This window comes from Georgenia soli, from assembly GCF_002563695.1.
Taxonomy (GTDB): domain Bacteria; phylum Actinomycetota; class Actinomycetes; order Actinomycetales; family Actinomycetaceae; genus Georgenia; species Georgenia soli.
Genome location: NZ_PDJI01000004.1, coordinates 317,089 through 335,685, shown reverse-complemented (window position 1 = coordinate 335,685; position 18,597 = coordinate 317,089). Strand labels below are relative to the sequence as shown.

Annotated in this window: 19 protein-coding genes and 1 tRNA gene; 17 read left to right on the top strand and 3 right to left on the bottom strand. The window is 73.3% G+C overall.

Going from position 1 to position 18,597, the window contains the following annotated elements; all coding sequences use genetic code 11:
• Window positions 1–255 precede the first annotated feature (255 nt).
• On the top strand, window positions 256–1,155 hold the full coding sequence (locus tag ATJ97_RS02940; protein ID WP_098485177.1) for a heme o synthase: 900 nt from the start codon (window positions 256–258) through the stop codon (window positions 1,153–1,155).
• 10 nt (window positions 1,156–1,165) lie between these two features.
• Complete coding sequence (gene xerD / locus ATJ97_RS02935) at window positions 1,166–2,098, top strand: site-specific tyrosine recombinase XerD (RefSeq protein ID WP_098482461.1); 933 nt, start codon at window positions 1,166–1,168, stop codon at window positions 2,096–2,098.
• 113 nt (window positions 2,099–2,211) lie between these two features.
• On the opposite strand, the gene ATJ97_RS02930 is transcribed toward xerD, so the two are convergent.
• Window positions 2,212–3,183: a type IV toxin-antitoxin system AbiEi family antitoxin domain-containing protein gene (locus ATJ97_RS02930; RefSeq protein WP_143426855.1), complete on the bottom strand. Its 972-nt coding sequence runs from the start codon at window positions 3,181–3,183 to the stop codon at window positions 2,212–2,214.
• A gap of 299 nt (window positions 3,184–3,482) precedes the next feature.
• Between ATJ97_RS02930 and ATJ97_RS02925 the strand changes: the two genes are divergently transcribed.
• From ATJ97_RS02925 to ATJ97_RS02885, 9 genes are all read left to right on the top strand, one after another.
• A complete protein-coding gene (locus ATJ97_RS02925) occupies window positions 3,483–4,310 on the top strand; it encodes a ParA family protein (RefSeq protein ID WP_098485176.1) in 828 nt (275 codons plus the stop codon).
• Window positions 4,311–4,318: 8 nt separating this feature from the next.
• Window positions 4,319–5,278: a segregation and condensation protein A gene (locus tag ATJ97_RS02920; RefSeq protein WP_211287023.1), complete on the top strand. Its 960-nt coding sequence runs from the start codon at window positions 4,319–4,321 to the stop codon at window positions 5,276–5,278.
• Window positions 5,275–5,901: an SMC-Scp complex subunit ScpB gene (gene scpB, locus ATJ97_RS02915; protein ID WP_098482458.1), complete on the top strand. Its 627-nt coding sequence runs from the start codon at window positions 5,275–5,277 to the stop codon at window positions 5,899–5,901. Before ATJ97_RS02920 ends, scpB begins: the two co-directional genes overlap by 4 nt.
• A complete protein-coding gene (locus tag ATJ97_RS02910; protein ID WP_098482457.1) occupies window positions 5,898–6,641 on the top strand; it encodes a pseudouridine synthase in 744 nt (247 codons plus the stop codon). Before scpB ends, ATJ97_RS02910 begins: the two co-directional genes overlap by 4 nt.
• Before the next feature lie 16 nt (window positions 6,642–6,657).
• Window positions 6,658–7,788 (top strand): prephenate dehydrogenase, encoded by a 1,131-nt coding sequence (locus tag ATJ97_RS02905; RefSeq protein WP_098482456.1) that lies wholly within the window; start codon window positions 6,658–6,660, stop codon window positions 7,786–7,788.
• A gap of 101 nt (window positions 7,789–7,889) precedes the next feature.
• The gene (gene cmk, locus ATJ97_RS02900) at window positions 7,890–8,630 is read left to right on the top strand and encodes a (d)CMP kinase (protein ID WP_245862055.1); all 741 of its coding nucleotides are present in this window, start codon (window positions 7,890–7,892) and stop codon (window positions 8,628–8,630) included.
• On the top strand, window positions 8,627–9,367 hold the full coding sequence (locus ATJ97_RS02895) for a lysophospholipid acyltransferase family protein (RefSeq protein WP_245862053.1): 741 nt from the start codon (window positions 8,627–8,629) through the stop codon (window positions 9,365–9,367). Before cmk ends, ATJ97_RS02895 begins: the two co-directional genes overlap by 4 nt.
• Before the next feature lie 4 nt (window positions 9,368–9,371).
• Window positions 9,372–11,015: a ribosome biogenesis GTPase Der gene (der, locus tag ATJ97_RS02890; protein WP_245862051.1), complete on the top strand. Its 1,644-nt coding sequence runs from the start codon at window positions 9,372–9,374 to the stop codon at window positions 11,013–11,015.
• Window positions 11,015–12,055 (top strand): hypothetical protein, encoded by a 1,041-nt coding sequence (locus ATJ97_RS02885; RefSeq protein WP_098482455.1) that lies wholly within the window; start codon window positions 11,015–11,017, stop codon window positions 12,053–12,055. The genes der and ATJ97_RS02885 overlap by 1 nt, the downstream gene beginning before the upstream one ends.
• A 13-nt stretch (window positions 12,056–12,068) precedes the next feature.
• Here ATJ97_RS02885 and ATJ97_RS02880 read toward each other — a convergent pair whose 3' ends face one another.
• Window positions 12,069–12,356, bottom strand: a complete 288-nt coding sequence (locus tag ATJ97_RS02880) for a zinc-ribbon domain-containing protein (protein WP_098482454.1) — start codon at window positions 12,354–12,356, stop codon at window positions 12,069–12,071.
• 326 nt (window positions 12,357–12,682) lie between these two features.
• On the opposite strand from ATJ97_RS02880, the gene ATJ97_RS02875 reads away from it, so the two are divergent.
• Window positions 12,683–12,756 (top strand) — tRNA-Pro (locus ATJ97_RS02875).
• 159 nt (window positions 12,757–12,915) lie between these two features.
• The gene (locus ATJ97_RS02870; protein ID WP_098482453.1) at window positions 12,916–13,689 is read left to right on the top strand and encodes a ribonuclease H family protein; all 774 of its coding nucleotides are present in this window, start codon (window positions 12,916–12,918) and stop codon (window positions 13,687–13,689) included.
• A 34-nt stretch (window positions 13,690–13,723) separates the two neighbouring features.
• Here ATJ97_RS02870 and arr read toward each other — a convergent pair whose 3' ends face one another.
• The gene (gene arr / locus ATJ97_RS02865; protein ID WP_245862049.1) at window positions 13,724–14,152 is read right to left on the bottom strand and encodes an NAD(+)--rifampin ADP-ribosyltransferase; all 429 of its coding nucleotides are present in this window, start codon (window positions 14,150–14,152) and stop codon (window positions 13,724–13,726) included.
• A gap of 148 nt (window positions 14,153–14,300) precedes the next feature.
• Between arr and ATJ97_RS02860 the strand changes: the two genes are divergently transcribed.
• The 4 genes from ATJ97_RS02860 (at window position 14,301) to ATJ97_RS02845 (ending at window position 18,591) form a co-directional block, all read left to right on the top strand.
• Window positions 14,301–14,945 carry a hypothetical protein gene (locus tag ATJ97_RS02860; RefSeq protein WP_098482451.1) on the top strand — a complete coding sequence of 215 codons (645 nt, stop codon included), beginning with the start codon at window positions 14,301–14,303 and terminating at the stop codon, window positions 14,943–14,945.
• Window positions 14,946–15,202: 257 nt separating this feature from the next.
• Window positions 15,203–16,420, top strand: a complete 1,218-nt coding sequence (locus ATJ97_RS02855; RefSeq protein WP_098482450.1) for a sugar ABC transporter substrate-binding protein — start codon at window positions 15,203–15,205, stop codon at window positions 16,418–16,420.
• A gap of 102 nt (window positions 16,421–16,522) precedes the next feature.
• Window positions 16,523–17,305 (top strand): ATP-binding cassette domain-containing protein, encoded by a 783-nt coding sequence (locus ATJ97_RS02850; protein WP_098485172.1) that lies wholly within the window; start codon window positions 16,523–16,525, stop codon window positions 17,303–17,305.
• A 5-nt stretch (window positions 17,306–17,310) separates the two neighbouring features.
• A complete protein-coding gene (locus tag ATJ97_RS02845) occupies window positions 17,311–18,591 on the top strand; it encodes a sugar ABC transporter permease (RefSeq protein ID WP_098482449.1) in 1,281 nt (426 codons plus the stop codon).
• Window positions 18,592–18,597: the final 6 nt, after the last annotated feature.

The following is an 18,597-nucleotide window of genomic DNA, read 5'->3' as shown; positions in this document are numbered from 1 at the left end:
CTCCGGGAGGAGCCGCGGCCGGACCCGTCCGGCGAGGCGGACGTGACCGCTTCGACATGCCGGGATGCCCGTTTCCGGTGCCCGCCCCCGTACCATGGGCGGACGGAGGACGGGCGGGACACGCCCGCCGTCACGAGCCGGTGCGCCGAACCGGCGGAGCAGGAGCGAGAGATCCGCGTGCACAGTGCCCAGCCAGCCGCGAGCCACCCCGTGGCCGACGTCACCCCGACTGGGGCCGGGACGACGGCGGGCCCGCTGCACCCCACGGCAGCCCGCCGCCCGAGGTGGCGTGCCTACCTCGCGCTGACCAAGCCGCGCATCATCGAGCTGCTGCTCGTCACCACCGTGCCGACGATGATCCTCGCCGCCGACGGCTGGCCCGGGACCTGGCTGCTGCTCGCGACGCTCGTGGGCGGCTCGTTCGCCGCGGGCTCGGCGAACGCGTTCAACATGTACCTCGACCGGGACATCGACCGGCTGATGAACCGGACGAAGCAGCGGCCCCTGGTCACCGGCGAGCTCACCGACCGCCAGGCCCTCGTCTTCGCCACCGCCCTCGGCGTGCTCTCCATCGGCTGGTTCGCCGCGCTCGTCAACGCCGCCTCGGCGTGGCTCGCGCTGGCGGCGATCCTGCTCTACGTCGTCTTCTACACGATCCTGCTCAAGCGGCGGACGTCCCAGAACATCGTCTGGGGCGGGGTGGCCGGGTGCATGCCGGTGCTCATCGGCTGGGCCGCCGTGACGGGCACCGTGGGCTGGGCGCCGGTGGTCCTGTTCCTCGTCATCTTCTTCTGGACGCCGCCCCACTACTGGCCCCTGTCCATGAAGTTCAAGAAGGACTACGCCCGCGCCGGGGTGCCGATGCTGCCGGTGGTGGCCGACGACGTGCGCGTGGCCCGGCAGATCCTCGCCTACGCCGCCGCGATGATCGCCTGCACGCTCGCCCTCATCCCCGTGGCGGGGATGGGCCTGCTCTACACCGCGGTGGCGGTGGCCGCCGGGGCCTGGTTCCTCACGGCCTGCATCAAGCTCTACCGCCGGGCGCTGAACCCCGAGCGCGGCAAGCTCGCCGCGATGAAGGTGTTCCACGGCTCCATCACCTACCTGTCCGTGGTGTTCCTCGCCGTGGCGGTCGACCCCTTCCTGCCGCTCTGACGCGTCGGCGATGACGTCGGGGCTCGATCACGCGCGGGCGGAGTACCTCGCCCACCTCGCGGTCGAGCGCGGCGTCAGCGACCACACCCTCGCCGCCTACACCCGCGATCTCGAGCGCTACTGCGCCTTTCTCGCCGACCGCGGACACAGCGGTCTGGGCGAGGTCAGCGAGGGTGACGTCGTCGCCTACGTCGAGGCCATCCGGACGGGGGACGACGGCGGGTCCGCCCTGGCGCCGTCGTCCGCGGCACGTGCCGTCACGGCGGTGCGCGGCTGGCACCGCTTCGCGCACGCCGAGGGGACGACGGCGCAGGACCCCAGCGCGGCCGTGCGGCCGCCGTCGACCTCGCGTCGCCTGCCCAAGGCGATCCCGGTGGACCGGGTCGAGGCGCTGCTGGAGGCGGCGTCGCTGGGGGAGGGGCCCGTCCCGCTTCGTGACCGGGCGCTGCTGGAGGTCCTCTACGGGACCGGCGCGCGCATCAGCGAGGCCGTCGGCCTGGCCGTGGACGACCTGGACCTCGACGGCGACGTCGCGGCGCTGCGCCTGTTCGGCAAGGGCCGCAAGGAGCGCGTGGTGCCGGTGGGCAGCTACGCCGTCGAGGCCCTCGAGGCCTACCTGGTCCGCGGGCGGCCGGAGCTGGCCCGCGCGGGCCGCGGCAACGCCGCGCTGTTCCTCAACACCCGCGGCAACCCGCTGAGCCGGCAGAGCGCGTGGGCGGTGCTGCAGACGGCGGCCGGCCGCGCCGGGCTGACCGAGCACATCTCCCCGCACACGTTGCGGCACTCCTTCGCCACGCACCTGCTCGCCGGCGGGGCGGACGTGCGGGTGGTGCAGGAGCTGCTCGGCCACGCCTCCGTGACCACGACCCAGATCTACACGCAGGTGACCGTGCAGACCCTGCGCGAGGTCTACGCCGCCGCGCACCCCCGCGCCCTCGGCTGACCTCCCCGCCCTCCCTCCCTCGCCAGCTCTCCCTGCGGTGAGATGTCATCTCCTCCCCAGCCCTCCCTGCGGTGAGATGTCATCTCCTCCCCAGCCCTCCCTGCGGTGAGATGTCATCTCCTCCGCGAGAGGTCATTTCCTCCGCCAGGAATGTCCCACCGGCGGCGGGACGGCACCACGCTCAGGCCCAGCGCCTCGCTGACGGTCGACTCCAGGACCGGTTGCCGCCCCAGGACGTGGCCGGCGTGGAAGGCGTACGTGGCCCACCCCCACCGTGCCTCGATGTCGGCACGCCGCAGGTCGTCATGCCGGCCCTGCTGCGTCGTCGTGCGGTGGCGCTGCTCGCCGTCGAACTCGAGCGCCACCATGACGTCGTAGTACCCCATGTCCAGGCGGTAGGCCTCTCGCCCCGACTCGTCCCGCAGCCGGATCTGGAGGTCGGGGAGCGGGAGGCCGGCCTCGTGGATGCGCAGGCGCATCCAGGACTCTCCCGGCAGCTCGGTGCGAGGGTCCGCGAGTGCGAGCACCGACCGTGCGCGCGCGATCCAGCGGTGGCCCTTGAGAGCGCGGACGCGTTCTGTGATCTCGTCCAGGCTGACGAGGCCCCGATGGCTGAACATGTCGAGCGCCGCGAGGCCCATGTAGCGCTCGGTGTAGCGGGCCAGGTCGAGGGCCGTGCGCGCCGGAGAGGTCACCGGCACCCCGTGCACCGTGACGATGTCCTCGGCCGGCAGGTGGGCAAGATGGCCCTCCAGCTCCGGACGACGCACCGCATTGAGCAGGAGCCGGGAGTCGCTGACGCACTCCAGCAGCGGCGCCTGCCGGTACCGCTCTGGGGGACGGACGTCAACGCCGTGCAACCACGCCGCCGACTCCTTCGCCAGCGCCGCGCCGTCGGGAAGCAGCAGCCCGACCGCGCGAGCACGCGCCTCCGGATCGGCGGCGACGGCGGCCGGCAGGTAGACCCCACGGAAGGGGCGCGCGAGGACGCCACTTCCGACCAGGTCGGTCAGGTCGTTGGGGCGTACACCGAGGGCCTGGGCGGCGGCCGTCGTCACGGGCTGGTCGGGTGGGAGGTCCTCCATCGGGACAAGGTGCAGCGTGGCCGCGGCGGCCGGCAGGCGCAACCGCGGGACCTGTGCACACGCCGGCGCCTGTGGATGGGTGAATCGTGGTGCTCCGAGCGACGGAGAACGTGACGTCTCGCGGAGGACTTGACCAGTCAGGGAGAAGTCGACCACTCAGCGAGAAGTTGACGACTCGCGGAGAAAGTGACGTGTCGCGCGTGGGGCGTGCCGTGTTGGGAGGCCGCCCCGCGTCGGCTAGCGTGACGTGGGTGAGAAGCGAGCAACCAGGCCTGATCCCGGAAGGCGCCGTGGGCACCATGCCCGACGCCGACGCCGACTTCCCGGTCCCCGCCCCGCTCGACGGTCACGGGCCCGCCCGCATCATCGCGATGTGCAACCAGAAGGGTGGCGTGGGCAAGACGACCACGACCATCAACCTGGGTGCCGCGCTGGCCGAGTACGGCCGCCGCGTCCTGATCGTGGACTTCGACCCGCAGGGTGCCGCCTCCGCCGGGCTGGGCATCAACGCCCACGAGCTCGACCGCACCATCTACAACCTCATGATGGAGCCGCGCGCCGACGTGCGGGAGATCATCGAGCACACCGACGTCGAGGGGCTCGACGTCGTGCCCGCCAACATCGACCTCTCCGCCGCCGAGGTTCAGCTGGTCTCCGAGGTCGCCCGCGAGCAGGCGCTGGCGCGGGTCCTGCGCCCGGTCCTCGACGACTACGACGTCATCCTCATCGACTGCCAGCCCTCGCTCGGGCTGCTGACCGTCAACGCCCTGACCGCGGCGCACGGCGTGCTCATCCCGCTCGAGGCGGAGTTCTTCGCCCTGCGCGGCGTCGCGCTGCTGGTCGAGAGCATCGAGCGCGTGCAGGACCGCATCAACCCGCGCCTGCGGATCGACGGCATCCTCGCGACCATGGTCGACCTCCGCACGCTGCACTCGCGTGAGGTCATCGAGCGCGTCCGCGAGGCGTTCGGGGACAAGGTGTACACCACGATGATCTCCCGCACCGTGAAGTTCCCCGACGCCTCCGTCGCGACCGAGCCCATCACGACCTACGCCCCGAACCACCCCGGTGCGGAGGCCTACCGGCGCCTGGCCCGCGAGCTCGTCGCGCGCGGCGACTCGGCCTGACGCCGGCCGTGCCGCCCGCGGACCCGCCGGCGACCGCCGACCCCGCGACGACGGCGGACACGCCGCGCCCCGGCGTGGGCTCCTTCGCGGTCACCCTGCACAACTTCGAGGGTCCGTTCGACCTGCTGCTCTCGCTCATCGCGAAGCACAGGCTGGACATCACCGAGGTCGCCCTGGCCGAGGTCACCGACGACTTCATCGCGTACATCTCCGCCCAGAGCGACTGGGACCTGGGGCAGGCCAGCGAGTTCCTCGTCATCGCGGCGACCCTCCTGGACCTCAAGGCGGCGCGGCTCCTGCCGCGCGGGTCCGTGGAGGACGACGACGACCTCGAGCTGCTCGAGGCCCGGGACCTGCTCTTCGCGCGCCTCCTGCAGTACCGCGCGTTCAAGGAGGTGGCGGCCTACCTGGCCGAGCGCTGGCGCGTGAACGCCCGGTCGTACCCGCGCAGCGTGCCGCTGGAGCCCCAGTTCGCGGCCCTGCTGCCGGAGCTCGTCATGCAGGTCGGGCCGGACGAGCTCGTCCGGCTCGCCGCCGGCGCCCTCGCCCCGCGGCCCGGGCCGCCCACCGTCGAGCTCTCCCACCTGCACAACCCGGTGGTGCCGGTGCGCGAGCAGGCCGCGATCGTCGTCGACCGGCTGCGCCGGCTGCGCAGCGCCACCTTCCGGGCGCTGACCGAGGACGCGGAGAGCACCGCCGTCGTCGTCTCGCGGTTCCTGGCGCTGCTCGAGCTCTTCCGGGAGGGCGCGGTCGCGTTCGAGCAGGCCGAGGCGCTCGGCGAGCTCACGGTCCGGTGGTCGGGCTCCGAGGAGGGCGACATCACCGTCGGCGACGACTTCGACGACCCGGGTGACGACGCGTCTGGCAACCGACCCGACGACGCGCCCGAGGACCGACCCGACGACGCCGCCCAGGCGCCCGCGGCGCCCGAGGACCAGGCCGGGCAGCCCGGCGAGGAGGAGCGATGAGCGAGCAGGACGGCACCGCGGCAGGGGCACCGTCGTACGAGGCGGTGCCCGACGACGTCCTGCCCGAGGAGCACCTCACCGCGCTGGAGGCGGTGCTCATGGTGATCGACGAGCCCGTCCCGGCCGCCGACCTCGCCAGCGTGCTGGGCCTCCCCACCGGCCAGGTCACGGAGCTCCTCACCGAGCTCGCGGCCGAGTACCGCGGCGAGCGCGGGGGACGCGCCCGCGGCTTCGAGCTGCGCGAGGTGGGCGGCGGGTGGCGCATCTTCTCCGCCCCCTCCCACGCCGACGTCGTCGGCCGCTTCGTGCTGGACGGCCAGACGGCGAAGCTCACCCAGGCCTCCCTGGAGACGCTGGCCGTCATCGCCTACCGCCAGCCGGTGACCCGCGGCCGCATCTCCGCCATCCGTGGCGTGAACGTGGACGGCGTGGTGCGTACCCTGCTGGCGAGGGGTCTGGTCGAGGAGGCCGGGCCCGACGAGGAGGGCGGTGCCATGCGGTACCGCACCTCCGCCTACTTCCTCGAGCGGATGGGCCTGACCTCCCTGGAGGACCTGCCCCCGCTCGCCCCCTACCTGCCCGACATGGGCAGTCTCGACGACATCGACGGAGAGTTCAGATGACCGACCAGCACGTGCCCGAGGGCGTCCGCCTCCAGAAGGTCCTGGCGGGTGCCGGCCTGGGGTCGCGGCGCGCCTGCGAGGACATCATCGCCGCCGGCCGGGTGACCGTGAACGGGCAGAAGGTGCGCGAGCTCGGCACCCGCGTGGACCCGCGCACGGCCGTCATCCACGTCGACGGGCTGCGTGTCCAGCTCGACGACTCCGTCGTGACCCTCGCGCTCAACAAGCCCGAGGGCGTGGTCTCCACCATGGACGACGAGCTCGGCCGCCCGTCGCTCGCGCAGTACGTCGAGGACCGGCCCGAGCGGCTGTTCCACGTCGGCCGCCTGGACGCCGAGACCTCCGGCCTGCTCCTGCTGACCAACGACGGCGAGCTCGCGCACCGCCTCACGCACCCGTCCTACGAGGTGCTGAAGACCTACCTCGCCACCGTCGAGGGCCGCGTGCCGCGGGGGCTCGGCAAGCGCCTGCAGGAGGGTGTCGAGCTCGAGGACGGACCGGTGCAGGTGGACTCCTTCACCGTCAAGGAGGTGCTGCCCGACCAGTCGCTGGTCGAGGTGGTGCTGCACGAGGGCCGCAACCACATCGTCCGCCGCCTGATGGAAGAGGTCGGGCACCCGGTCGTGAAGCTGGTCCGCACCCGGATCGGGCCGATCGCCCTGGGCAACCTGCGTCCGGGTCGCACCCGCGTGATCGCGGGCACGGAGCTGGGCACCCTCATGAAGGCCGTCGACCTGTAGGCGGTACCCTCCTCTGGTGCCCGAGAACGTCCCTGCTGCCCACCCCGTCGCCACGACGGGACCGGTGAAGGTGGTCGGCACCGGACTCCTCGGCGCGAGCCTCGGCCTGGCGCTCCGCGCCGCCGGCGTCCCCGTCCAGCTCGCCGACGCCTCGCCCACCGCGCTCGCCCTGGCCCGGGACGTCGGGGCCGGCACCCCGGCGGCCGACGGCGACCCCCAGCCGGCGATGGTCGTCGTCGCCACCCCGCCCGACGTCGCGGCTGAGACCGTGCTCGCGGAGCTCGCCCGGCACCCCGTCGCCGTGGTCACCGACGTGGCCAGCGTCAAGGCGGTCATCGCCGAGGAGGTCGCCCGGCACGCCGGTGCGCACGCGGCCCGGTACGTCGGTTCCCACCCCATGGCCGGGCGCGAGCGCTCCGGCGCCGCCGCCGCGGACGCCGACCTGTTCGTCGGTCGCCCGTGGGTCGTGGTGCCCGGGCCGGAGAGCCTGCCCGAGGCCGTGCTGGCCGTGCGCTCCCTGGCGGCCGACGTCGGGGCGACCGCGGTCACCCTCGGCGCGCAGGACCACGACGACGCCGTCGCCCTGGTCTCGCACCTGCCGCAGCTGGCGGCGTCGTTCGTGGCGGCCCGCCTCCGGGAGGCGCCCGAGCCGGCCCTCGGGCTGGCGGGGCAGGGTCTGCGCGACGTCACCCGCATCGCCGCCTCCGACCCGCAGCTGTGGGCCACGATCCTGGTCGGCAACGCGGCCCCCGTGGCCCGTGCGCTGCGCGAGGTCCGCGACGACCTCGACGCCGTCGTCGCCGCCCTCGACCGTGCCGCGCAGGACGGTCCCCTCGCGCCCGGCTCCACCGGGCCCCTGGCGCGGGTCGTGGCGGCCGGGAACGTCGGCGTCGGGCGCATCCCCGGCAAGCACGGCGGCGCGCCCCGCCGCTACGGCGAGGTCACCGTGCTCGTCCCCGACGAGCCCGGAGAGCTCGGCAGACTCTTCAGCGAGGTCGGCGAGGCCGGGGTCAACATCGAGGACCTCCAGCTCGAGCACTCCGCGGGGCAGCCCGTCGGCCTGGCGGTGCTCTCCGTGCTGCCGTCCGCGGTCGAGCCGCTGGAGGAGGAGCTCGACCGGCGCGGGTGGCGCGTGGTCGCGCGGTGAGCGCGGCGCCGCAGCGGCGGCACGGAACGACGACGGACGGCGCCCCGGCGCACGGACGACCAGCAACGAACCAGAGCGCCTCGGCGCGGCAGGAGGACAGCGTGGAGCAGGGCAGGCAGGACCGCGGGATCGTGGTGGCGATCGACGGACCCTCGGGATCGGGGAAGTCCACGGTGTCCCGCCGCCTCGCGCGCGAGCTGGGCCTGGCCTACCTCGACACCGGCGCGATGTACCGGGCGGCCACGTGGTGGAGCGGCCGGTCCGGCGTCGACCTCGACGACGTCGAAGCGGTCGCCGAGGCCGTCCGGGCCATGCCGCTGACCATGGTGACCGACCCCGACGAGCCGCGCGTCGTGTGCGACGGCGTCGACATCACCGACGCGATCCGCGAGGCGGAGCTGACCGCCGTCGTCTCGAAGGTCGCCACGAACCTCGAGGTCCGGGCGGAGCTGAAGCGCCTCCAGCGCGAGATCATCGAGCACTCCGCCGGAAGGGCTCCGGGCACCGCCCGCGAGCCGGGCGAGCTGCGCGGCATCGTGGCCGAGGGGCGCGACATCACCACCGTCGTGGCGCCCGACGCCGACGTGCGGATCCTCCTCGTCGCCGACGAGCGCGAGCGTCTGGCACGCCGGGCGAAGGAGCGCCACGGCACCGCCGACGCCGACACGATCGAGGCCACCCGCGACGAGGTCGTGCGCCGCGACGCCGACGACTCCACCGTGTCCACCTTCCTCACGGCCGCGGACGGGGTCGTCACCGTGGACTCCTCCTCCTTCGGGGTGGAGGAGACCTTCGCGGCCGTCCTCGCCGTCGTCACCGAGGCCCAGGAGGCACGCCGGTGAGCCGCGCGACCGGCACGGGGCAGACCCGCGGGCAGCGTGTGCGCCCCGAGGACGTCTACCGGTGGGGCCCGGTCTGGGCGCGCCAGGTGGGCCGCTTCCTCGACCACGTCTGGTGGAGCACCACCGTCCACGGCGCGGAGAAGGTGCCCGCCGAGGGGCCGGTCATCATCGCCTCCAACCACGTCGGGATCGTCGACGGCCCGGTCGTCTTCGGCGCCGTGCCGCGCGGCTCGCACTTCCTCGTCAAGCAGGAGTTCTTCGACTCCAGGATCGGGTTCCTCATGACCTGGGCGGGGCAGATCCCCGTCGACCGGTCCTCCGGACGCGCCGCCCTCGCCACCGGCAAGGCGTTCCTCGAGGAGGGACGCGTCGTCGGCATCTTCCCCGAGGGCACCCGCGGCGCGGGCGACGCCAGCTCCGTGCGGGCCGGTGTGGCGTGGCTCGCCGTGAACACCGGCGCGCCCATCGTCCCCGCCGCCTGCCTGGGCACCCGGCTGCCCGGCGACCGCCGCAGCCACGTCCCCGGACCCCGCTCGAAGCTCCACGTCGTCTTCGGCGACCCCATCCGCCTCGACAGCCCCGACGGCGTCAGCCGGCGCGAGCAGATGGCCCGGGCGATGGAGGTCATCGGGACCGGGCTCGCCGCCCACGTCCGCGGCGCCGTCGAGCTCACCGGGGTCCCGCTGCCCGCCTCCGAGAGGCCTGGTCGTGGCGACGACGGCGGCAGGGGAGAATGAGCGTATGAGCACCGACCCCGCGCGCCAGTCAGCCGCCCGCCCGGACACGAGCGCCGAGGACCTGCCCACCAACGACCGCACCCACGACCTGGACGAGAGCACCGACGGGAGCGCCGAGCGCACCCACGAGCTTCCTGCCGTGCAGGCGCCCCAGGGCGCGACCGACGCCGGCGCGACGCCCGGTGCGGGCCCGGCGACCGAGGCGGACGCGGCCGACGAGGAGCGCCGCGCGGAGGCGCTGCGTGCCGGGCTCGCCGACTACGTCCTGGAGGACGAGGACCTCGCCGTGCTGGCTGCCGGGGAGGTGGCCGCCGAGCAGGCCGCGCCCGCCGGACTGCCGGTGCTCGCCGTCGTCGGACGGCCGAACGTCGGGAAGTCGACCCTGGTGAACCGCATCCTCGGCCGTCGCGAGGCGGTCGTGCAGGACACCCCCGGCGTGACCCGCGACCGTGTGAGCTACCCCGCGGAGTGGGCGGGGCGGAACTTCACCCTCGTCGACACCGGCGGCTGGGAGGTCGACGTCGCCGGGATCGACGCCTCCGTCGCCCAGCAGGCCGAGGTCGCGATCGCCATGGCCGACGCGGTGATGTTCGTCGTCGACGCCACCGTCGGCCCGACCGACACCGACGAGCAGGTCGTGCGCCTGCTCCGCCGCTCTGGCAAGCCCGTGGTCCTCGTGGCCAACAAGGTGGACTCGCCGGTGCAGGAGGCTGACGCGGCCATGCTCTGGTCGCTCGGGCTGGGGGAGCCGTACCCCGTCTCCGCCCTCCACGGCCGCGGCTCCGGCGACGTCCTCGACGCCGCCATGAAGGTGCTGCCCGAGGTCTCCGCCGTCGCCGGGAGGCTCCCCGCCGGCGGGCCGCGACGCGTGGCCCTCGTCGGACGCCCCAACGTCGGGAAGTCCTCCCTGCTGAACTCCCTCGCCGGCTCCGAGCGGGTCGTGGTCCACGAGACGGCGGGCACCACCCGCGACCCGGTGGACGAGCTCGTCGAGCTCGACGGGAGGCCGTGGTGGTTCGTCGACACCGCCGGGATCCGGCGCCGCGTCCACCAGACCTCCGGCGCCGACTTCTACGCCTCCCTGCGCACCCAGGCGGCGCTGGAGAAGGCGGAGGTGGCCGTCGTCCTCATCGACGCCTCCGTGCCGCTGACCGAGCAGGACACCCGCGTCATCCAGCAGGTCATCGACGCCGGGCGGGCGCTGGTCATCGCCTACAACAAGTGGGACCTCATGGACGAGGACCGCCGCCCGTACCTGGAGCGGGAGATCGAGCTGGACCTCGTCCAGGTGCAGTGGGCGCCGCGCATCAACCTCTCGGCGAAGACCGGCTGGCACACGAACCGCCTGGCACGGGCGCTGGAGACGGCGCTGGAGTCGTGGGACACCCGGATCCCCACCGGACGCCTCAACGCGTTCCTCGGCGAGCTCACCGCCGCCCACCCGCACCCCGTGCGCGGGGGCAAGCAGCCGCGCATCCTGTTCGCCACGCAGGCGTCGAACCGGCCGCCCCGGTTCGTCATCTTCGCCACCGGGTTCATCGAGGCCGGCTACCGCCGCTTCATCGAGAACCGGCTGCGGGAGCACTTCGGCTTCACCGGCAGCCCGATCGAGATCAGCGTCCGGGTGCGGGAGAAGCGGCGGCGCTGATGGGTGCGCGGAGCGGGGCCGGCCCGGCGCCCGAGCGGCCCCACCGGCTGCTGCGCTGGGGGCTGCCCCGCGACCCGCGCGCCTCCGAGCACCTGCTCGGGTTCGTCGTCGTCACCGTCCTGACCATCGCGGTGACGCGCGGGTTCCTCCAGCTGACCGGCTTCCCGCAGATCGGCGGCGAGGGCCTGCACGTGGCGCACGTGCTGTGGGGCGGGCTGCTCATGGCGGTCGCGGTGGTCCTGGCCGTGTCCTTCGCCGGGCCGGTGGTCCGGCCGCTCGTCGCCTTCTTCGGCGGCATCGGCTTCGGGCTGTTCATCGACGAGGTGGGCAAGTTCCTCACCCAGGACAACGACTACTTCTTCAGTCCCGCCCCGATGATCATGTACGTCACCCTCGTGCTGGTGATGCTCGCGGCCGACGCGCTGCACGGGCGCCGCGCCCACCACCCCACCGAGTACCTCGCCGCCGCGGCCGACCACGCCGTCGCGGGGCTGGCCGGCGGGCTGAGCCAGGAGCGACGCGCCGTCGCCGAGGAGCTGCTCGGGAAGGGGCGCGAGGCGCGCGGGGCGGCCGAGACCGCGGCGCTGCTGCGCCAGATCCCCGCCGACGACGCGGAGGCGCCGGACCCGATCGACGCCGTCTCGCGCCGGTTCCGCTCCCTGTTCCGTGCCGTGGTGACCCGGCGCTGGGCCACCCGGACGACGACGGCGCTGCTCGCCGTCGTCGCCGCCGGCACCCTCGTGACCGTGGTGGCCTCCTGGGGCGAGAGTCCCGGCTGGGGAGAGGTCGGTGCGCTGGCCTCCGTGGTCCTCTCGCTGGCCGCCGGCGTGCGTGGCTGGACGCTGCTGGCGGCCGACCGGTACCGCGCGTTCCAGTGGCTGCGCAGGGCGGTGCTCGTGAACCTGCTGCTGACCCAGGTGGCGCTGTTCCGGATCGAGCCGTGGCCGGCGACGCTCGGGCTGTTCCTGGCGCTGGCGACCCTCGGGGTGATCGGTGCGGAGAAGTACCGGCTCGAGCGGCTGCGTCAGGTCGAGGTCTGAGAACTCGAGGCGTTCAGGCGGCGGGGTCGCCCGGCTGCCGGAGCGGGGGCGCCAGCGGCTCGCCGGTCTCCGCGAGCCGTTGCAGCTTCTCCGCCTGCGCGCGGGTCGGGGTGCGCCGCAGCCCGCAGAACGTGCAGTCGATCACGTACTTCCTCGACACGGGGAAGAGCGGGACGAAGAAGAGCGTGAACCTGTTGACCGTCCGCAGCAGACGGTGCGCCGCGGGGTTGTGGCACTGCGGGCACACGAGGGTCATCGTCGCGAGCAGGCTGGTGGAGCCCCGCAGACCGAGAATGATCACCCGGCCAGCGTAGAGGGGTGGCACTGACAGGCAGATGGATGGTCACGCCGGACGGGTGGCCGGCATGGAGGTGTGGGCGGCTGCCGTCAGCCGTTCCGTCAGTGCTCTTGCGCAGATGCAGTGAGCCTGGGCGGACTTCACCTGCGCAATCCCGCTTACCCGTGGATCGGGTGGTCGGCCCGGGGTTGACGACCGCGGCGCGACGCGTGGGACCGGCCGGGCGCAGTGTCGCGAGTCACAGCGGCGCGGGCGCCGGCGGATTCGGATCACCGGTCGCGGCTGGGGTAGCATCTTCGAGTCCCGACCGGCCGGTTGCTGGTGGGAGACGGGCTGTGGCGCAGCTTGGTAGCGCACTTGACTGGGGGTCAAGGGGTCGTGGGTTCAAATCCCGCCAGCCCGACGTAATGTCGCAGGTGAGAGGCCGTGCCGGAACGCGGAAGCGCTCGGCATGGCCTTTCTTGTTCCCTGACAACAACGCTGGGGGCACCGGTCGGACGCGACACCTGCTCGCGCGCGACAGGCCGGGTTCGGGTCGCATCGGCAGCGGGAAGGACGAGTCATGGAGACGTGGGCCACCCAGGACGAGCTCGGCAAGCAGCTCGGTATCGACGCCCAGGCCGTGGGCCAGCTGCTCGTCGTGGCGGGCCTGAAGGCGGGGCGTGAGGCGACGGACGACGCGCTGGACCGGGGGCTGGCGGAACCGGACATGACCCCGCTCGGGCGGCCGTTCGTACGGTGGCGCTCCGAGGAGGTCCTGCCGCTGCTCATGCCGCTGGCGGAGCAGATGAAGGCTGCGGCGGCCACCGAGTCGAAGGCGGGAGCGCGGCGGAAGCCTGCCGGCAAGCAGCCGGCCACCGGACAGCCCGCGTCCAGGAAGTCCGTGCGCGGGGTCGCCGGCACGACGTTCGACGTCGTCGTCGCGCTGCACGCCTTCGCCGAGCCGAACCCCGGCCCCACCGGGTGGGCGTACGTCAACCAGGAGACCTGGGAGACGACCACGGGCGGTCTGCCGAACGGCACCGACCGCGAGGGTGAGCTGGTCGGCGCGCTCGAGCTGCTGGACCACGTCGCTCCTGAGGCGCACCTGCTGGTGCGGTCCTCGTCCGAGAACCTCGTCAGGACCGCGACGATGTGGGCGCCCAGCTGGCGGCGCAGCGGGTGGAAGATGCGCGACGGGCAGCCCCCGCAGCACCTCGACCTGCTCAAAGCGCTCATGGCCAAGATCGACGGCCGGAAGGGACGCACCCGGTTCGGCCTCGGCGCGCCCGACGACGAGCTGATCATGGCCGCGGCCCAGGCTGCCGTCGTGGCGGCGCGCGGCCAGACCGCGTAGCCGGCGGCTGGCCTCAGAGGGCCGGACCGAGGGCTCAGTCGTTGATCGCCTCGACACCGAGGCGCCGGAGCTCCTCGACCCTTGCCCGCATCTCCGCGAGCACCTCCGGGGGGTGCGGGTCCCAGTCGTGCACCTCGCCGACCACCCGCAGCGGCTCACGGGTGCGGTACGACCGCGTCGGGTTGCCCGGGAACTTCTTGTCCGTCAGGTTCGGGTCGTCCTCGATGGCACCCGTGGGTTCCACGACGTAGATCCGGCCGGGCCCGTCGCCGTCGGCCAGCTCCGCCCCCCAGGTGGCGGCGTCCAACGTGGCGGTCAGGTAGACGAAGTTCGCCCTCCTCCGCTCGCCGAAGTTGGACCGGTAGCCGGGATCCAGCAGGTCTCCTGGCCGCCGGTCGACCTTCGTGCCGTGGTAGAACGGGCCCCGGTCCTCGGGCGCGGACGGTTTCTGGTCGTCGCTCACGGCCTCCTCCTTCGCGGTCGGTCCGCAACTGTAACGGCCGCCGGGGCGCCCGAGCGGTGAGACTGGGTCCGAAGTCCCCACGCCGCCGGCCGGGGCAGGGTGATGATGTGGTGTTCCCCTCGTCGTCCCCGTCCTCCGAGCCAGGCCCATGAAGAACGTCGACAACCCCCCGCCGGCCCTCATCACCGACCGCCGGCACGTCCCCGCCGTCGGGGGCGCCACCCTCACCGCGGTCCTCGCCGTCAGCGCCCTGGCGCTGATGGTCGAGGGACTCAACCCCTTGTTCAAGGTCGCCGGCGCGGCCGCCATCGTCACCCAGCAGGTCTACGACTACTGGGACGCCGGCCGGCAGGTCCGCGCCCGGCGCCCGGGGGCCGACCCCGCTGCCGCGGCACGCCTCCAGCGGTACGGCACCGGTGACTTCCAGGGCGTCACGACCGCCGCGGTCCTCGCGGTGGTGGCCGTCGTCGGCGTCGCCACCAAGCTCGCCGCCGACGGCCGCCTGGTCGTCGACCTCATGTCGTGGGGCGTGCCGGGCGCGGTGCTCGTCGGGCTCGCCGCCGTCGACGTCGGCGTGGCCCTCGTGCGGGACTCCGTCAACAGCGCCCGCGCGGCGCTCCGGCAGGAGCCCGTGCCGGCGGACCGGACCGGCCCGTCGCGAACCCCCGCCGCACCGCCGCCCGCGTCCGCGAGGATGGTGAAGGCGCCGCGGTACGGACTGATCCTCGAGCCGGGAGAGCAGAGCCGCCGGAGCGAGCACCTCCAGGACGACCAGGCCGGCCGGAGGGGCTGACCGGGCACCCACGCGAAGAGGGAACCCGCCCGTCACGGTCGCGTCACGGGTGTCGGGGCAGACTCGTCCTGGCGGCCGGAGCGTGCGCTGTCCCAGCGGCTGTCCCGGCCGTGTCTGTTGCGCGTCGTCCGGTCCGGGCACGCGGTGCACGCGACGGTGCGTGCGCCGCGGCGCCGCGACCTTCCTCCCTCCGCTCCTCACCGGGAGCGGAGGGTCCACCGCAGTACGGGGGCCAGTCACCAACGGAGGAAGACCCGATGAGAAGGACCGTACGCGAGGGACTCGTGCTCACGAGCGCGACCCTCTGTCTCGGGCTCGTGCTCACGGCCTGCAGCTCCACCGGCACGACGTCGTCGTCGACGACGCAGTCCACGTCGACCAGCTCGGTGCCCCAGATCGCCGCGACCGACTTCACGGCCGACTTCGCGGCCATGAAGCAGCTGACGGACCTCGCGGCGCAGGGCAAGGGCATGATCGGCGTCCTCCTGCCCGACACGACGACGTCCACCCGCTACGTGCAGTACGACGCGCCCTACCTCACGAAGGCGTTCGAGGCCGCGGGCCTGACGTCGGGCGACTTCAAGATCGACAACGCCAACGGCAGCGCCGCGACGATGCAGACTCAGGCCGAGGCGGACATCAACGCGGGGGCGTCCGTGCTGCTCGTCGACCCGCTCGACCCCGGCAGCGGCGCCGCGATCGAGTCCAAGGCCGAGGCCGCGGGCGTGAAGGTGATCGACTACGACCGGCTGGTCACGGGCGGCCCCGCGGACCGGTACTACGTCAGCTTCGACAACGTCGAGGTCGGCAAGCTCATCGGGCAGGGCGCGGTGGACTGCATCTCGGCCTGGAAGGTCTCGAACCCGAACGTCCTCGTCATGGACGGCGACCCGTCGGACAACAACGCGAAGCTCTTCGCCGAGGGGTACAACGGCGTCCTCGACCCCAAGTTCAAGGACGGCACCTTCACCAAGGTGGGCGAGCCGGCCGGCACCTGGACGCCGTCGGTCGCCGCCACGACGTTCGAGCAGCAGCTCACCGCCAACCCGGCCATGAACGCGGTCGTGACCCCGAACGACGACAACGCCAACGCCGTCATCGCGGTGCTGAAGAAGAACGGCACCCCGGCGAAGAAGTTCCCGACCACGGGGCAGGACGCGTCGCTCCCGGGCCTGCAGAACATCCTCACCGGGTACCAGTGCGGCACGGTCTACAAGCCCATCTACCTCGAGGCCCAGGCCGCTGCCGCCCTGGCCATCTACCTCCGGGCGGGGCAGGAGCCACCGGCGTCGCTGGTCGCCGACACCACCAAGGACACCGTGCTGAACAAGGACATCAAGTCGGTCTACACCAAGCCGATCTGGGTGACTCCCGAGAACATGGCGGACACGGTGGTCAAGGACGGGGCGGTGAAGGTCGCCGGCCTGTGCACCGGTGCGGTCGCGGCCGCGTGCACGCAAGCCGGCATCAAGTAGGTCAGGCTGAGGGACGTGGTGGGCCTCGCCCGCCACGTCCGCCTCATCCGTGAGGAGGACACCACGGACGCGACGACAACCCAGCCCGCCGGCTCGGCCCCGGTGCCGGGTGGCGACGACGAGACGCCGCTGCTGCGCCTGCGCGGCGTCAGCAAGCACTTCGGCCCCGTCCGGGCACTGACCGACGTGGACCTGGACATCCCCGCCGGCCAGGTGACGGCGCTGGCGGGCGACAACGGGGCCGGGAAGTCGGTCCTCATCAAGTGCATCTCGGGCATCCACCCGCCGGACGCGGGACGGATGTGGTGGAACGGCGAGCAGGTCCACGTGCGCACGCCCGGCGAGGCGGCCGCCCGGGGGATCGAGACCGTCTACCAGGACCTCGCGCTGTGCGACAACCTCGACGTCGTCCAGAACATGTTCCTGGGCCGCGAGCGGGTGCGGTTCGGCCAGCTCGACCAGGAGTCGATGGAGCACGCGGCCCGGGAGACGCTCTCGAGCCTCGCCGTGACGACCGTCCGGTCGGTCCGCCAGGTCGTCGCCTCCCTCTCCGGCGGTCAGCGCCAGTCCGTCGCGATCGCCAAGGCCGTGCTCTGGAACTCCCGGCTCGTCATCATGGACGAGCCCACCGCGGCGCTCGGCGTCGCACAGACGGCGATGGTGCTCGACCTGGTGCGCCGGCTCGCCGACCGGGGCCACGCCGTGCTCCTCGTCTCTCACAACCTCAACGACGTGTTCGCCGTGGCCGACCGGATCGCCGTGCTGCACCTCGGCCGGATGGTCGCCGCACGCCCCACCGCAGATCTCGACCGCCAGATCGTGGTGGACCTCATGACGACAGGTGCCTCCACGCGCACCGTGCAGGCACCCGGGACAGCGGGGTAGAAGCCATGTCGAAGCTCCAGGACGCCGAGAGGCCGGAGGCCCGGCGGCCCCCGGGCGGGGGTGCCGCCGTGGCAGGTGCGGCCGCGCAGCCGTCGGTCGGGGACTACCTGCGGCTCTCCCTCGAGCGCATCAGGGGCGGGGAGACGGGCGTCCTGCCGGTGGTGGGGGGCCTCCTGCTCGTCGCGATCCTGTTCCAGTCGCTCAACAGCCACTTCCTCACCGCCGGCAACCTCGTCAACCTCCTCGTGCAGGCGGCCGTGTTCAGCCTCCTGGCGATGGGGGAGGTGTTCGCCCTCCTGCTGGGCGAGATCGATCTGTCCATCGGCTTCGTGGCGGGCATGGGCGCCGTCGTCATGTGCGAGCTGGTCCTGCCGAGCACGGGCTGGCCGTGGTGGGCGGCGGTGGCCGCGGCGCTGGTGGTGGCCGCGCTCATCGGTCTCCTGCAGGGCACTCTCATCACCCGGATCGGGCTGCCCTCGTTCGTTGTGACGCTCGCCGGTCTGCTGTTCTGGCAGGGCGTCATGCTGTGGATCCTCGGCAGCGGCGGGTCGATCCTCATCCAGGACGACGTCATCAACGCCATCGGCGGCGGCACCCTCACCCGGGCGGCGGGCTGGGTGGTGATGCTCGTGATCGTCGGCGTCTTCGCGCGCCAGACCTGGCGCCACGACCGACGACGGCGGGAGTCAGGCCTCGTGGCACCGCCGCCCCAGCTGACGGTCGCGAAGATCCTCGCCGCCCTCGCCGGAGGCGTGGCGCTGGTGCTGCTGTGCAACGCCGACCGCGGCGTGCTGGCCCCCGTCTACGGGATGCCCTGGGTCGTGGTGCTCGTCTTCGCGGTCCTGGCCGCGTGGACGTACCTGCTGGGCCGGACGCGCTTCGGCCTGTACGTCTACGCCATCGGCGGCAACGCCGAGGCCGCCCGCCGCGCCGGGATCCGGCTCCCGCGCACCCGGACGCTGGCCTTCATGCTGTGCTCGTTCACGGCCGGCATCGGCGGCATCGTCTACGCCTCGCGTCTGCGGTCCATCTCCACCGCGCTCGACGGCGGCACGCTCGTCCTCTACGCCGTCGCCGCCGCCGTCATCGGCGGGACGAGCCTGTTCGGCGGCCGCGGCAAGGCACTGCACGGGGTGCTCGGCGGCGTCGTCATCGCGGCCATCGACAACGGGATGGGGCTCCTGGGGTTCAGCGCCGCGGCGAAGTACGTCGTCACGGCGATCGTCCTCGTCGTCGCCGTCACGATCGACGCCGTCGCCCGCCGCAACCGTCCGGACGGCAGGTGAGGTCCG